This window comes from Nocardia mexicana NBRC 108244 (genome assembly GCF_001613165.1).
GTDB classification, from domain to species: Bacteria; Actinomycetota; Actinomycetes; order Mycobacteriales; family Mycobacteriaceae; genus Nocardia; species Nocardia mexicana.
Window position 1 is genome coordinate 118,434 of sequence record NZ_BDBV01000050.1, and the last position, 12,388, is coordinate 130,821.

Sequence of the window (12,388 nt, forward strand, 5' to 3'; positions counted from 1 at the left end):
ATACCGAGGCGCGGATGGTCACCCGAAATCGGTGCGGCCGCCGTTGACGTTGAGCTTCTGGCCGCTGATGTACTCGCCGCCACCGGACACCAGGAACCGCACCACATTCGCCACGTCGTCGGGCCGGCACACCCGTCCGAACGGGGAGTGCTCGTCGAGGCTGCGGATGTCGGTGACACCGGCGACCGCCTTCACCAGCCGCTGGCCCATCTCGGTGTCGACCAGGCCCGGTGCGACGATATTGACCCGAATTCCGTTGCGGCGCTCCTCGTTCGCGAGTGTGAGCGCCAACGCCTCCAGGGCGGCCTTGGCCATGTTGTACGGGGCGCCGCCCGCGCTCTGAGCGAGGGTGGCGACGCTGGAGATCATCACGATGTCGCCGCGCGGCCGGGTGCGCATGGACGGCAGCACCAGGCGCGAGACGTGGTGCGCTCCCAGCGCGTGCGTGGCGACGACCCGCTGCACCTCCGCCGGGTCGGTATCGGCCACGAACCTGCCCCGGCTGGCGATCCCCGCGTTGTTCACCAGGATGTCGATGTGCCCGAACTCGCCGAGCACCTCCGCGACCATGCGCTCGTCGTCCTCCACCGAATCCACGCTCGCCCGCACCGCCAGTCCGCGGCGGCCGAGTTTCTCGACGGCGGCGACGGTTTCGGCCGCGGCGTCCGCGTCCGACCGATAGTTCACCGCCACATCCGCGCCGTCCTCCGCCAGCGCGAGCGCGACGGCCCGGCCGATACCCCGTCCGCCACCGGTGACCAGCGCAACCCGTCCTTCGAGACTCATGCCGCCGACCTTACCGGCCGTCGAGGGGCGATCCGCCCGAACGCGGACCTGCCGGATGGCCGACCGGGAGCAGGGCGGTCGGGCGGTGGCCTGCGGGGCAGAGGGCCGGGATGGTGGTCACGAGGCGGGTTTCGTCGAAGCCGCCGACGAGGACGGTGCCGAGGCCGAGGGCGGTGGCTTGCAGGTAGACGTTCTGGGCGGCGTGGCCGGTTTCGATGTAGGCATAGCGTTCGCCGCGGCGGCCGTGTGGTGGCTGATCGGCGAAATGGTCTGTGGCGCGGTCGATGTCGGCGGTGAGGACGAGGACGGCGGGAGCGGTGGCGAGCCACGGTTGATCGTCGATGGCCGCGTCGCGGAGTGCTCCCCGCGGATCCTCGTCGCTGCGGCAGAGAAGGCGGTGTGCTGTCGGTTCGTAGTGGTAGACGCCAGGCGAAATTCCGTCGACATTCCCGGCGGTGAGGGCGACGGACAGTGGGTACAGACCTCCCGCCGAGGGCGTGGTTCTGTGTTCGCCGTCCACGAGTCCCTGTGCAGCCCACAGCAGTTGGCCCGCTGCCTCCGCTGTGATCGGCCGCTCGGCGAAGTCCCGGACGGTACGGCGTCGCACCAGGGTCCCGGCGAAGGATCCTGGTGCGGCCGGTGGGAGAGGTGGTAGCTCCGGCATGCCGAACATTGTGGGGCTTACGTGGTCCCGGCACAGCAGGGGGACGTGTGGCGGAGCTGTCGTGGGCGATGTCCGGGGTCGGTGTGGCCGGGCTACGCATCGGTGCGGCCGAGGACCTGGGTGAGCGCTCGCAGCAGTTCGCCCTCGGGCTGTGATGGCAGTGTTGCCGAGCGCCAAGCGGTGAAGCCGTCGGGCCGGACGAGGGACGCGCCGCTGTCCGCGAGCCCGTAGGTGGCGGGAAATCGGTCGTCTACATCCTCGAGATCGGCACCGATGCGCAGCACGCGCATATCGAGACCCAGTGTGGCGGAAACCTTTTCGGCCGCCGCGGCCCAGTCGTCGCCGGCCGGTCCGGTCAGCAGGGTGAAGGCGTCGTGGAAGAGGTCGACGGTGGACAGCGCGGTCTCGCCTCGGCGCAGCCGGACGTGTGGTGCGCGCAGGCCGGGGCGACCGCTGGGAGCGCGGGGATCCTCGACCGGCTCGGTGGAAGCGGTGCCCTCCGCGCAGACGGCCCCGGAGCCGTACCGGTAGCCGAAGATCATGGTCAGGTCGTCGATGCTCGCCGCGGAGTCGCCGGAACCGTGATGGCGGCCCTGCAGCCGCTGCATCGCCTGGTCCAGGGTGATCAGCGCCACCGGGCGGCGTTCGTCCTCGTAGGTGTCCAGCAGCGGGTCGCCCGCGCGCCCGTCGAGCACGGCGGCGAGCTTCCAGGCGAGATTGTGCGCGTCCGCGATGCCGGTGCTCGCGCCGAAGGAGCCGGTGGGCGGCACGACGTGGGCCGCGTCGCCGACGAAGAAGATCCGTCCGGCCCGGTACCGCCGGGCGACCCAGCAGCCGATCCTGGTGGTGGTCACGGTCCGGTCCGTTCCGGGAACGGCGGGCACGAACGTCAATTCGAGGTCCGGATCTCCGATCGCCCTGCGCGCCAGCTCGATACAGCGCTGCTCGGTGAAATCCTCGGCGCTCTTGCCCGATTCGGGCCCGAAGGGCACCCCGAACGCCCAGCGACCGGGTTCGCGGCCCGGCACGAGAACGGTTCCCGTCGTCGGCCGGTCGAAGTAGGCGAGCAGGAAACGGCGTCCGCGCAGGGCGGCGCTCAGGTCGGCGTCGCACAGGAAGTTCGCGACGTGGACGAGTTCACCCGGACCGTCCGCGCCGATGCCCAGCCGGGTGCGGATGCGCGCGCGATTGCCGTCGGAGGCGACCAGATACTCGGCGTGGACGCGGTATTCGGTATCGCTGCCGAGGTCGCGCACGATGGCGGTGACGCCGTCGGCGGCGGAATCGACCTCGATCAGTTCGGTGCCGAATCTGACGTCGGCGCCGTGGTTTTCGGCGGCGGCGCGCACGATGCGCTCCAGTTCGTCCTGGTCGATCATCGCCCAGTCGGTGGGGCTCAGGGCGGCGGGCGGGCGCACCTGGGCCAGCACGTCGACCCGGAATCGTTCCTCGCCTGCCAGGGTGTCGACGCCGATCATCTCCGGCAGCTCCGCGAGGATCGACGTGCGTTCGCGGATCTGCTGCTCCAGTCCCAGCGACCGGTAGATCTCCATGGTCCGGGGGTTGAAGGCGCGTGCCTGCGGCTGCAGCGCCGTGGAGGGGTGCCGCTCCACGAGCACGGGCCGGACGCCCGCGCGAGCGAGCAGCAGTGCCGTGGTGAGGCCGGTGATGCCTCCTCCCACGATCAGGACTCGGGTGTCGACGGTGTGCGCCGGTGCGTTCATGACGGTTCTCCTAGGGGGATCGGGCTCCCACCAATGTTCATTCACTCATGGGACTGTGTCAATCAAATACTTGATTAAGCCATATCGACGATTGAAATTGCTATCCGCATGTACGATCAGACGGTGCCGTCCTCGAAACCTCGCAGGTCGCCCAAGCCGCAGGAGCGGCAGCGCGATCCGGAACGCACCCGGCAGCTCATCCTCGACGCGGCCGCGGCCGAGTTCGCCGCGCGCGGATACCAGGGCGCCCGGACCGCCGCCATCGCCGCGCGCGCCGGGGTGAACCAGCAGCTGATCTCCTACTATTTCGACGGGAAGGAAGGCTTGTACCGCGCCATGGGGGAGCGCTGGCGGGAGCGCCGGAACGAACTCGCGCCGCCCGGAACGCCGCTGCCCGAACAGGTGCGCCGCTACGCGCTGCAGGCGTTGGAGGATCCCGACGGCGTGCGGCTGCTGGCGTGGACCGGGCTGGAGTACACCGGCCCCGACAGCGATCCCGGCCTGGAATCCCGCAAACACCTGCTCGATCGCAATGTCGAGGAGGTGCGTGAGCTACAGGCGGCCGGGCGGCTGCCCGCCGAACTGGATCCGGCATGCCTGCAGGTCATGCTGATGGCCGCGGCGATGGCGACCACCACGCTGCCGCACGTCATCGCCGGGGTGTGCGAGGCCGACGCGCGGTCCCCGGAGTTCGTCGAGCACTACGCCGGGCAGGTCGCCCTGCTGGTCCGGCTGCTCGAGCGCGAGACCTCGGCCTGAGAACGCCCGTGCCGCTCAGGGGAGTGGCTGGGTGCCGCGCTGGGACAGCAGCACCGCCATCAGCCCGCACTCCTGACTCTGGCCGACGATCATGCCGCGCAGGGCCTCTTTGACCGCGCCGGAGGCGATTTCGCGGTCGGCGGCCTGTGCCATCGCGACACCGCCCTGGTGGTGGCGGTACATCAGTTGCAGGAAGAGGACTTCGGCCTCGCGGCCACGGGCGGCGGACAGGGCATCGAGTTCGGCCTGGGAGGCGAGGCCGGGCATGACGCCGGGCGCGGGCGGTGACGCGGGCGAATGACGGTGGGCGGCGGCGTTGTCCGGCGCCGCGGCCATCCACGCCATCGGATGCTGCGACATCGGGGATGCGTTGGCCAGGCGCAGCCAGCCGAGCATGGTCCCGATCTCCACGCGCTGCGACTGGTCGATCTGCTGGGCCAGCCGCTGCACCATCGGATCGACGCCGGGATCCAGGCGCTGCACGATCTGGACCGCCTGCTGGTGGTGCGCGGTCATATCCTGGGCGAAACCGATCTCGGTGTCGTTCAGAATCCGTGCCGCGGTGTGTGTTTCGGGCCAGATCAGCGGCCGTAGGGCGGCGCCCATGACGAGCAGGATCAGCACGCCCGCGGCCAGGCAGGCCGCGGTCAGCAGCCGGCGCATCACGACCCCACGATCGAACGCTGGTCCGCCGGTGGCGAATACACGTCGTTGTCGAGCTGCAGCACCATGAAGCCGTTGTCGTTGCAGGTGGTCCACAGCTGGTTGCCGTGCCATTCCGGGGGTGCGAAGCACCAGTCGGTGGAGACGTCGCCGAAGGCGAGCATGCCGGTGCGCGGCGACAACGCCTGTGCCGGATCGAATTTGCCCTCGAGCATGGCGCGGGCGGTCGAGAAGCTCTCCATGGCGGGCGGCCCGATCAGCGACGCCAGCGCGTGCGGCGAATTCCACAGCTGCATGTTCTGCCCTGTGCGCGCGGGCGGGTTGAAGTAGGCGATCTCGCGCACGTGGAACGGGTCGCGCACATCGAACACCCGGATGCCCGAGGATTCCCAGCCGCACGCCAGCGCGGTGGGGTCGTTCGGGCGGTCGGCCGCGCAGTAGTGCACGTCGTAGGAGAAGACCGATCCGCCCATCGCGGAGGCGAGCATGCTGTCCTGGTGCTCGGGGAGGTTGATCTCCAGCTTGATCTTGTTGACGACCTCCGGATCGGCGTCCTCGGAGACGTCGACGAGTTTCACGCCGCCGGAACCGCCCTCGTCGGCGGTGAACAGGTACGGCGTGCCGTCGTAGGTGACCGGGATGCTGTGCTGGGTGGCCCAGCCGTCGGTCCAGAACACCCGGCCCAGGTGTCCCACTTGCGGATTCGGGTCGCGGCGCTGCACCGCGCTGACGTCGAGCGTGGTGAATCCGCCGAGCGCCGACAGGTACAGCCGGTTGCCGTCGGCGCCGACGCCGAAGCCGTGTGCCTCGATCCCGGTGAGGCCCTGCCAGATCACCCGCGGATTCGCCGGGTCGGTGAGGTCGACGGCGCTGAGGAAGCCCGGTGCGATGCCGGAGGCCCAATAGGTGCGGCCGTCGGGGGAGAAACCGCCCTCGTGCGTCGTGATCGGCAGCGGCATCGCGAGATTCGAGCCCGGTCCCGGATTCAGCAGCCGGGGATGGGCGCAGTCGGAGATGTCGTACACCGACAGGTAGCCGACGCCCGTGCCGACCGGAACACCGGTGCCCACCAGCAGTTTTCGCTCGGTGTTGACCTTCAGGCTCTCCCAGGTGCCGGCGAGCATCGCCGGTTCGGTGAGGGTGGCGGTGAGCACCGGGTTGGCGGGATCGGACGCGTCGAGCACCTGCACGCCCTGCGCCGGCCCGAGCAGATTACCCGGGAAGAACGAGCCGGTGTAGGAGCAGTGTTCGAACGTGGTGGAGGTGATGCCGCCCCCGCGCCCGGCATGTCCGCCGACGAACGACATATTGCAGTTGTAGCCCTGCGTGCTGCGGCCGCTGTTGCGATCGGCGGCCGGAACATCGCCCTGCAGACCGGGTTCCGGCCGCGAGCCCGGCCCGCAGTCCGCGCGCGCCGCCGATTCCCGGCCCACGTCGAGGAACTGCCGCACCTGGTCGGCGATATCGGACTGGAGATCGGCCGACGCACCGCCGACCGGCAGGACCGCCGCCGCCAGCAGCGCCGCCGCCAGCACCATCATCGGCCTGGACCGCCGAAACCTCTGCACCTGCCTCATCGCGGAACCCCCGCCTTCCGAACCGACCCGTTACCCGCCGTGACGGACCGGGCGGTACCCAGTACCGCCGGTCACGACAACGATCGAAACGGTAACGTGTTCACTGTCTCAGGAGGACGGTTTTCGCAAAAGAACTCGCGTTTGCGCTGGTACCCCGACCACGTCCGGTGCCGCCCACCGTCATTCCGGCATGCTTTGGCCGGAATCTGCTGTGGGTGGATGGATCCCGACCAAAAGCATGCCGGGATGACGGGAGTGCGTGCCGGGATGACGGGGGGTGCGTGCCGGGATGACGAGGGAGTGTGCCGCGGGGTTACGGCGCTTGGGGCGCTTCTTCGAGCAGGGCCTCGGCGGCAGCGAGCAGGCGTGAGCGCAGGGGTTCGGCGCGTTCCGCCAGTTCGACCTGGCCGCGCACGTATTCGGCCCGGCCGGACGGGGTTTCGATGGTGACGGGCGAATACCCGTACTCCGAGAGGTCGTAGGGGCTGGCGCGCATGTCGAGTTCGCGGGCGGCGCAGGCCAGCTCGAAACAGTCCAGCAGGAGGTCCGAGTCGATGAGCGGGACCAGTTTGAAGCCCCACTTGTACAGGTCCATATTGGCGTGCAGGCAGCCGGGCTGCTCGCGGAGGGGCTGATCGTCGCGGGTGAGGGATACGGTGTTGCGGGGTACCGCCTCGGGGGTGAAGAAGCGGAAGGCGTCGAAGTGGGTGCAGCGCAGCGACATCGACTCCACCACCGCATCCGTTCCCGCGTTCCCGAGCCGCAGCGGCACCTGCCGGTGGCGCACGTCGTCACTGCGGTACACCATCGCCCACTCGTGCAGCCCGAAGCAGGACAGCTGTGCGGGCCGGGACGCGGTGGCGCGCAGGAGGTTCGAGACGAATTCGACGGTGTGGCGACGCCGGGCGAGGAAGGCGGGGTCCGCGGTGTATGCGCGGGAGTGCGCGCCCGGGTCCGTCCCCGTCCCGGCACCGCTGTCCGCGGGTGCGGTCGGCGGCGGGACGTCGCGATATCCCCGCGAACTCGCGTATTCGGTCGCATTCTCCAGCGCGACACCGTATCCCGGGTGCCAGCGCCGCAGCTGCGCGGGCTTGTGCCCGTAGTAGGTGAACAGGAAGTCGATCACCGGATGCTTCGATCCGTGCGCGCGCCGCTCGAGGTACGGGCCGATCAGCTCGTCGACCCGGGCTCGATGGGCGGCGGCCCGGGCCCGCCAGTCGGTCTCCGCCAGCAGCCGGATGTCTCGCTCCGCCATGGCCGTCGCTTCCCGGCTCATTCCGCGATCCGGTGGGTGGCGTCGCGCACCGTGCCGACGAACTCCTCCACCAGATCCTCCAGCGCGACGATGCCGACGGTATTGCCGCGGCTGTCGACCGCGCGGCCGAGATGGCTGCTGGTGCGGCGCAATCGCGACAGCGCCTCGTACAGCGTGGTGCCGATGCTGACCGTCGGCAGCGGCCGGATATCGGTGCGCGGAATCGGCGTCGACGGGCCCGCCGAATCGTCGGCCACCTTGTCCAGTACGTCCTTCACGTGGAGATACCCGACCAGCGAGCCGTCGGAGGTGCGCACCGGATAGCGGGAGAACCCCGTCTCGGCCACCGCGGATTCGATATCGCCCAGCGTCGTCCCGTCGCCGCGCAGGGGGACGCAGCGCGTCTTCGCCAGGGGCACCATCACATCGGCGACGATCCGGTCGGTGGTGCCCAGCGCGCGGGCCAGCCGCCGATGCTCGCCCTCGTCGAGCAGGCCCTCGGAACGCGATTCGCCGATCATCTCCGCCAGCTCCACCGACGACACGGTGGCGTCGAGCTCGTCCTTGGGCTCGATGCGCAGCGCGCGCAGCGTGAGGTTCGCGGCGACGTTGTAGAGGGTGATCAGCGGCCGGGCCAGCCGCAGGAACCACATCAGGACCGGAACCAGCAGCAGCGCAACGCGTTCCGGCCCCGCGAGGGCGATATTCTTCGGGATCATCTCGCCGAGCAGCATGTGCAGCACCACCACCAGGCCCAGCGACAGGGCGAACGACAGCGGGTGCAGCAGCTGGTCGGGCACGCCGACCAGGTCGAACGGCCGCTCCAGCAGGTGCGCGATCGCCGGCTCGCCGACGCGGCCGAGCAGCAGCGAGCAGATGGTGACGCCCAGCTGCGCCGCCGCCAGCATCATCGACAGGTGCTGACCCGCCCTGATGACGGTGTCGGCGCTGCGCTTGCCCTGTGCGGCAAGGGTTTCCAGCCGGTCGCGGCGGGCGGTGATGAGGGCGAACTCGGCACCCACGAAGAAGGCGTTGCCCGCCAGTAGCACCACCGTGAGCAGCACCCCGTACAGGTCACCCATGGTGGAGCTCCCAACTCGCGAGGGTGTCGGCGTCGACCGGTTGCAGGAGCACGCGGTCGATACGCCGCCCGTCCATCCGCTCCACGCGCGCCACCCAGCCGCCGTCGGTATGCGGTTGATGCCCGTTGCGATGGTTGGGCAGCAGCACCTCGTCGCCCGCCTCCGGGATGCGGCCCAGCACGGTGAGCACCAGCCCGCCGAGTGTTTCGTATTCGCCCTCGGGCGCGTCGTAGCCGGTGGCGCGGGCGAGTTCGTCGACGCGGAGCAGGCCCGAACAGTTCCAGCCGGAGGCGGTGCGGCGCACGTCGAGTTCCTCCTCGTCGTGCTCGTCGCGGACGTCGCCGAGGATCTCCTCGATGATGTCCTCCATGGTGACCAGGCCCGCGGTGCCGCCGTACTCGTCGACCACCAGCGCGACCTGCATGCCGTCGGAGCGCACCCGCTCGAGGACGGCGTCGCCGTTGAGGCTCGCGGGCACGATCGGCACGGCATGGGCGATGGAGCGCAGCGTGACGGTGTGCCGCTCCCGGACCGGGTGCAGGAACGCCTGTTTGATGTGCACGACGCCGACCGTGTTGTCCAGGTCGCCGTCGATCACCGGGAACCGGGAGAACCCGGTCCGGCCCGCGGCCGTGATGAGTTCGGCGATGGTGTCGTCCTGATCCAGCGATTCGATCTTCACCCGCGGCGTCATGAGCTCCTCGGCGCTGCGGTCGCCGAAGGCGAGCGACCGGTCCACCACCAGCGCGGTGCGCAGATCGAGCGCGCCGCGGCGGGCCGACGTGCGCACCAGCGATCCCAGTTCTTCGGGGGAACGGGCCGATCGCAGTTCCTCGGCGGGTTCGATGCCGAAGCGCCGCACCACCCAGTTGGCGGTCCCGTTGAGCAGGTTGATCAGCCACTTGAAGAAGACGGAGAAGGCGATCATCGGGCCCGCGGTGAGCCGGGCGGCGGCCAGCGGGTTGGCGATGGCCATGTTCTTGGGCACGAGTTCGCCGTAGGTCATCGACAGCGAGGTGGCCAGCACCAGCGCCAGCGCGAGCGAAACACCGTGGGCGGCGGCGGAACCCAGGCCGAGCGCGGAGAACGGAGGTTCGAGCAGGCGGGCCAGCACCGGCTCGGCGATGTACCCGGTGACGAGCGTGGTGATGGTGATGCCGAGCTGCGCCCCGGACAGCTGGAACGACAGGGTGCGATGCGCGTGGCGCACCTGGCGGGCCCGCCGGTCGCCGTCACGGGCGTGCGCCTCGACGGTGCTGCGCTCGAGGGCGGTGAGCGAGAATTCGGCGGCGACGAACAGCGCGGTGCCCAGGGTGAGCGCGACGAAGCCCACCAGGCTGAGCAGCGTGAGCACGACCGACACTGTCAGCACCGCCCGGACGGGGGAGGAACTGGGATAACGGAGGCGCCGGGTTTGTCACCCGGCTCGGTAGAGGAGCCCTCCTGAGTGGCGCCCTTGGACGCGGGTGACAACTGGTTCCTTTCGCAAAACGGCCGTGTGAATGTGCTGTACCCCAGCCACGAGACAGGTATACCCGCGGCCCGGCAATTCTTATGCTACCGGGTCGGGTACGTGACTCCTCGCTCGCGCCGCACCGCGCGCCGCTCCCTGTCAGTCATCGTCGGCGCGCCGCTCCCTGTCAGTCATCGCCCCGCGCGTCGCCCCTTGTCGTTCATCGCCCGCGCGCCGCTCCCTGTCATTTCCGGCGTGCCGCCGGAAACCCCTACCAGCCCGACGGCAGCGGGCGGCCCTCGGCGAAACCGGCGGCCGACTGCACGCCGAGCACGGCCTTGTCGTGCAGTTCGCCCAGGGTGCGCGCACCGGCGTAGGTGCAGGCGCTGCGGACCCCGGAGCAGATGTGGTCGATGAGGTCCTCGACGCCCGGGCGCTCCGGGTCCAGGCGCATGCGCGAGGAGGAGATGCCTTCCTCGAACAGTCCCTTGCGGGCGCGGTCGAAGCCGCTGTCGGAGGCGGTGCGGGCGGCGACGGCGCGCTTGGACGCCATGCCGAAGCTCTCCTTGTAGGAGTTGCCGGAGGGATCGGTGCGCAGGTCGCCCGGCGATTCGTAGGTACCGGCGAACCACGAGCCGATCATCACGTTGGACGCGCCCGCGGCGACGGCGAGCGCGACGTCGCGCGGGTGCCGGACGCCGCCGTCGGCCCAGATGTGCACGCCGAGTTCCTTCGCGGCGGCCGCGCACTCGGCGACGGCGGAGAACTGCGGGCGGCCCACGCCGGTCATCATGCGGGTGGTGCACATGGCGCCCGGCCCGACACCGACCTTGATGATGTCGGCGCCGGCCTCGGCCAGATCGCGAGTGCCCTGCGCCGAGACGACGTTGCCGCCGACCAGTGGGACGCCGAGCTTCAGATCGGCGACCGCGCGCAACGCCTCCAGCATCTTCACCTGGTGGCCGTGGGCGGTGTCGATGACCAGTACATCGGCGCCGGCGTCGACGAGGGCCTTGGCCTTGGCGGGGACGTCGCCGTTGATGCCGACGGCGGCCGCGACGCGCAGCTTGCCGTGGGAGTCGACGGCGGGGGAGTAGATGCCGGTGCGCACCGCGCTGGTGCGGGTCATCACGCCCGCGAGGGTGCCGTCCGCGTGCACCAGCACGGCCAGCTGTGCGTGCTCGGCCTCGAGCAGTTCGAAGATCTCGCGCGGCGACGTGTCGGCCGGGGCGGTGACGAAATCGGTCGCGGCGACGGTGTGCAGGCGCGCGAAGCGGTCCACGTCCGCGCAGGCGTCCTCGGTGACCACGCCGACCGGCTTGCCCTCATCGATGACCACGACGGCCCGGTGGGAGCGCTTGTGCACCAGCGCCAACGCCTCGGATACCGAATGGTCCGGGCCGAGCGTCACCGGGGTATCGGCGGTGAGCGACCGGCTCTTGACGTAGGAGATGGTCTTGGCGGCCGCGCTGATCGGCAGGTCCTGCGGCAGCACCGTGATACCGCCGCGGCGGGCGACCGTCTCCGCCATGCGCTTGCCCGCGACCGCCGTCATATTGGCGACCACGATCGGGATCGTCGTGCCGGTGCCGTCGCTGGTCGACAGGTCGACATCGAAGCGCGACGCCACATCCGTCCGGTTCGGGACGAGGAAGAGGTCGTCGTAGGTCAGGTCGTACGGCGGCGTGTGGCCGGGAAGAAACTGCACTTACACGATTGTAGGGGAATGCCGGCGGTGTGCGGACAGCCCGGGTCGCGGGGAACGCGCCTGGTCACGACCCGGTCTCACGATCGCTCCGGATGCGCGACGGCGTTGCTCGCGCGGCGGGTGCGGTCAGCGGCCGCCGAACACCCGCCGCCACCACGGTGTCCGGGCGGCCGGGGAGGTCTCGGGCGGCGTGGTTCCCGAGTCCGAGGCGTCGTCGGTGGTGCGCCGTCGGCTGCGCCACTGCTCGACGACCTCGTCGGCGTCGACCGTCGCGACGTGCACGTGCGGGCCGGTCGGCATGCGCTGCCACTCGGTGATGCGGGTGTTGAGTTCGGAGACCAGCTCGCGGACGTCGCGTTCGAATCGCAGCCGCTGCACGCGCTCGGGCAGGCGCTCGAAATCGCGGCGCAGCAGCAGCGACGGGGGCAGGACGCCGTCGCCCGTGACGCCCTCGCGATGCAGGTAGTCCTTCAGCCACCAGTCGTCGTCCAGCGGATGACCCGCGCCCGGAATCGGCTTGCCCGCCCCCGGGAGGTCGTCGAAATCGCCGCGGTCGGTCGCCTCGCGAATCTGCTTGTCGATCCACGATTCGTGGGTCATACCCGCCGGTTTGCGCTCGGTCATCGCCATCCCCTTCGACAGTCGACGTCTCCCTGCCATCGTATCGCCCTGGCACACAGCCGAGTTGGGTGGAGTAGCCGCTCGCGGGAAGAGGCG

General features: G+C 70.2%; 11 protein-coding genes. 1 reads left to right on the forward strand and 10 read right to left on the reverse strand.

Annotation, left to right across the window (positions count from 1 at the left end; genetic code table 11):
- Positions 1-18 precede the first annotated feature (18 nt).
- The 3 genes from NM1_RS20580 to NM1_RS20590 form a co-directional block, all read right to left on the reverse strand.
- A complete protein-coding gene (locus NM1_RS20580; RefSeq protein WP_068022043.1) occupies positions 19-786 on the reverse strand; it encodes an SDR family NAD(P)-dependent oxidoreductase in 768 nt (255 codons plus the stop codon).
- Between the two features lie 10 nt (positions 787-796).
- Positions 797-1,450: a SagB/ThcOx family dehydrogenase gene (locus NM1_RS20585; RefSeq protein WP_169814299.1), complete on the reverse strand. Its 654-nt coding sequence runs from the start codon at positions 1,448-1,450 to the stop codon at positions 797-799.
- 92 nt (positions 1,451-1,542) lie between these two features.
- The gene (locus NM1_RS20590; RefSeq protein WP_068022046.1) at positions 1,543-3,174 is read right to left on the reverse strand and encodes an FAD-dependent oxidoreductase; all 1,632 of its coding nucleotides are present in this window, start codon (positions 3,172-3,174) and stop codon (positions 1,543-1,545) included.
- A 123-nt stretch (positions 3,175-3,297) separates the two neighbouring features.
- Here NM1_RS20590 and NM1_RS20595 point away from each other — a divergent pair, with 123 nt between their 5' ends.
- Complete coding sequence (locus NM1_RS20595; RefSeq protein WP_084519840.1) at positions 3,298-3,933, forward strand: TetR family transcriptional regulator; 636 nt, start codon at positions 3,298-3,300, stop codon at positions 3,931-3,933.
- A gap of 15 nt (positions 3,934-3,948) precedes the next feature.
- Here NM1_RS20595 and NM1_RS20600 read toward each other — a convergent pair whose 3' ends face one another.
- The 7 genes from NM1_RS20600 to NM1_RS20630 form a co-directional block, all read right to left on the reverse strand.
- Positions 3,949-4,596, reverse strand: coding sequence for a DUF305 domain-containing protein (locus NM1_RS20600; protein WP_068022054.1), 648 nt, complete (start codon positions 4,594-4,596; stop codon positions 3,949-3,951).
- Positions 4,596-6,137 (reverse strand): LVIVD repeat-containing protein, encoded by a 1,542-nt coding sequence (locus tag NM1_RS20605; protein ID WP_373864058.1) that lies wholly within the window; start codon positions 6,135-6,137, stop codon positions 4,596-4,598. The genes NM1_RS20600 and NM1_RS20605 overlap by 1 nt, the downstream gene beginning before the upstream one ends.
- 349 nt (positions 6,138-6,486) lie before the next feature.
- On the reverse strand, positions 6,487-7,449 hold the full coding sequence (locus NM1_RS20610; RefSeq protein ID WP_246010720.1) for a 3-methyladenine DNA glycosylase: 963 nt from the start codon (positions 7,447-7,449) through the stop codon (positions 6,487-6,489).
- Entirely contained in the window at positions 7,446-8,510 is a 1,065-nt protein-coding gene (locus NM1_RS20615; protein WP_068022060.1) for a hemolysin family protein, read from the reverse strand. The genes NM1_RS20610 and NM1_RS20615 overlap by 4 nt, the downstream gene beginning before the upstream one ends.
- Entirely contained in the window at positions 8,503-9,873 is a 1,371-nt protein-coding gene (locus tag NM1_RS20620) for a hemolysin family protein (RefSeq protein WP_068022176.1), read from the reverse strand. The genes NM1_RS20615 and NM1_RS20620 overlap by 8 nt, the downstream gene beginning before the upstream one ends.
- A gap of 361 nt (positions 9,874-10,234) precedes the next feature.
- Positions 10,235-11,671 carry a GuaB1 family IMP dehydrogenase-related protein gene (locus NM1_RS20625; RefSeq protein ID WP_068022063.1) on the reverse strand — a complete coding sequence of 479 codons (1,437 nt, stop codon included), beginning with the start codon at positions 11,669-11,671 and terminating at the stop codon, positions 10,235-10,237.
- A 126-nt stretch (positions 11,672-11,797) separates the two neighbouring features.
- Positions 11,798-12,295: a DnaJ family domain-containing protein gene (locus tag NM1_RS20630; RefSeq protein WP_068022177.1), complete on the reverse strand. Its 498-nt coding sequence runs from the start codon at positions 12,293-12,295 to the stop codon at positions 11,798-11,800.
- Between the last annotated feature and the right edge of the window lie 93 nt (positions 12,296-12,388).